The sequence below is a fragment of the Sphingomonas sp. BK580 genome (assembly GCF_014194975.1).
Lineage (GTDB): Bacteria > Pseudomonadota > Alphaproteobacteria > Sphingomonadales > Sphingomonadaceae > Sphingomonas.
On sequence record NZ_JACIAY010000033.1, the window covers coordinates 1 to 1057 of the forward strand.

At 66.3% G+C, this 1057-nt stretch carries 1 protein-coding gene; it reads right to left on the reverse strand.

Annotated features, from left to right (window positions below; all coding sequences use genetic code 11):
- Positions 1 to 15: 15 nt before the first annotated feature.
- Positions 16 to 962 (reverse strand): IS630 family transposase gene (locus FHY05_RS22215; RefSeq protein ID WP_183946711.1). Its coding sequence is split into 2 segments (ribosomal slippage): positions 16 to 626 and positions 626 to 962, totalling 948 coding nucleotides; the frame shifts between segments, so codons are not numbered across the junction.
- Positions 963 to 1057: the final 95 nt, after the last annotated feature.

Below are 1057 nucleotides of genomic sequence, written 5' to 3' on the forward strand. Positions count from 1 at the left end.
TAGAGCGGTTTCCGATCAGTCTGCATCGTAACCGGCGTTGGTGAAGTAGTTGGCGCACTCCTGTGGTGGGTAGAGGTCGAGGATGCGGCCGATGGCGTCCCACAGGCCGTGGATGGTGCGCTCGGCGGCCTTGCGCAGGTGCGCCTTGAGCTTAGAGAACGCCTGCTCGATTGGGTTGAAGTCGGGGCTGTAGGGCGGGAGGAAGAGCAGCTTGGCGCCAGCTGCTTCGATAGCGTCGCGTGCGGCGGGCGCCTTGTGGCTCGACAGGTTGTCCATGATGACGATGTCGCCGGGTGAGAGGTCGGGCACCAACACTTGGCGGACATAGGCAACAAAAGCGTCGCGGTTGATCGGGCCATCGAGCACCATCGGCGCCATCATGCCGGTGCGGCGCAGGCCGGCGACGAGGGTGGTGGTCTTCCAGTGTCCGTGAGGCACGCCCGAGCGCAACCGCTCGCCGCGTCGGCAGCGACCGTGGCGACGCGCCATGTTGGTGGACGCCCAGGTCTCGTCGATGAAGACCAGGCGTTCGGGATCGAGGTCGAGCTGGCCATCGAACCACTCTTCGCGGCGTTTCAGGACGTCGGGGCGGTCCTGCTCAGTGGCGTGGGCCGTCTTTTTTTGCGCGTGATCCGATGCCGGTCGAAGAACCGCCACAGCGTTCCGATCCCGACCGGCGTGCCGCGCTCGGCGAGCAGCACCTGCAACTCGACCAGCGTGATGTCGTCCTTCGTCTCGATCGCCTCCAGGATGAAGGTCGCGTGGGCGTCGATCCGGGCCGCACGGCGGTCGCCACCCTGCCGCTTGGCCGCCGGCGTGCCGTGCTGAACGACCAACTGCCGCCAGCGGATCGCACTGGCTGCGCTTACCCCGAACCGCGCTGCCGCGGCCCGGCATGACATCCCGCCATCAATCGCGGCGACCACCCGCTCCCGAAGATCCTGTGACAACACTCGCGGCATCCGTGCCGGCCTCCTGACCCGGCCCAGAGCCTGAATCAGAAAACCGCGCCCGTGTGAATCCTCGATGATTCAGAAAGGCCGGAAACCGCTCTAGC